General features: G+C 42.3%; 2 protein-coding genes. One reads left to right on the top strand and one right to left on the bottom strand.

Translation table 11 applies throughout. The features are described 5' to 3' along the window. The coding region (locus JHJ32_RS22555; protein ID WP_200122981.1) for a hypothetical protein at positions 1-716 on the top strand (716 nt) is incomplete at its 5' end. On the opposite strand, the gene JHJ32_RS22550 is transcribed toward JHJ32_RS22555, so the two are convergent. Beyond that, positions 689-943 carry a hypothetical protein gene (locus tag JHJ32_RS22550; RefSeq protein WP_200122979.1) on the bottom strand — a complete coding sequence of 85 codons (255 nt, stop codon included), beginning with the start codon at positions 941-943 and terminating at the stop codon, positions 689-691. The genes JHJ32_RS22555 and JHJ32_RS22550 overlap by 28 nt on opposite strands. Positions 944-1122 lie beyond the last annotated feature (179 nt).

Raw genomic sequence — 1122 nt, 5'->3', positions numbered from 1 at the left:
AATACAAAATCAACAGTATTGCGATACCTCCTCTCGGTGCAGGCAATGGTGGGCTTGAATGGGAAAAAGTGAAAAGAATTATAGGACATAAACTCGGTCATTTGGATATAGACGTGTTAGTATACGAACCGACGACGCAGATAAAGGAACACTTAAAAAAAGAACGTGCTAAATTGACGGATGCGAGAGCATTGCTGCTCTATGTTCTTTATGACCTCGTAAAAAATGGCGAGTATGTGTCGGAATTTTCTTGTGAGAAGGTTTGCTACTTTTTACAGCGCTTTGGGGCAAAGAAGTATTTTAAACTGGATTTCCAGCCCAACTTTTACGGCCCTTATTCAGGAAAGGTACGTCATGTGTTATATGCATTGAACGGCAGCTACATCATGGGATATAGCTATATGGACAAAAAACCCTTTGAGCCGCTGACCTTGGTGGCCGATGGTTATGAGACTGTCAAATCGTACGTGGAAAGTAGACCGGAGCTTTTGGAAATTGCCCAGCGGACGATGCGTTTTCTGGAAGGGTTTTACTCGGACTTTGCGTTGGAACTTCTATCTTCAATTGATTATATAGTAAACAAAGAAAGGACTTACGAGAAGCAAGTTGTTAAGACTTATCTTGATAGTTGGAGCGAACGTAAAAGAACGATGTTTTCCAACGAACGGTATTTTGATGTCTCACTAAATCACCTACAGACTGCTTCGTTTGCGTGATTGGCTTGTAGTGCTACCCGTTTGTTAAAATACCTAAAATATCCCTTGATAGTTTTTTCGGGGATGATGGTATATGCGAAACGGAGACGAATCAATTTTTCAGGGTATAAGAACGCCAAATGCCGATGCGTCGGGAAATACGCAATAAGGCCGATGTTCATCACTTCACCCAGCATTTGGGAGTGGCGGTATTGCAATAGCCCATGCTGGTAAGTTCTCCCAATCATACCTTCGCCTATTTTAGAACGCTACATAATAACTTTTCCGAGCCGGTGGAGCCAAACCCACGAAAAGTCACCGATGATATATCAACGTCAGTGGGATAGTTGTTAATTATAAAGTGTTTCAAATCCCGAACGGTGACTATACCGGATTCTTTAAGGACATTGGCGCGATGCTCGGTAAC

Origin of the sequence: Parapedobacter sp. ISTM3 (assembly GCF_016533505.1) — a bacterium.
Classification (GTDB): Bacteria; Bacteroidota; Bacteroidia; order Sphingobacteriales; family Sphingobacteriaceae; genus Parapedobacter; species Parapedobacter luteus.
Note: the sequence above shows the minus strand (reverse complement) of the source record. Positions and strands in the feature narration are given on the sequence as shown.

Coding starts and splice junctions, on each gene's coding strand:
- JHJ32_RS22550 (WP_200122979.1), bottom strand. CDS start 943: ATGATTGGGAGAACTTACCAGCATGGGCTATTGCAATACCGCCACTCC.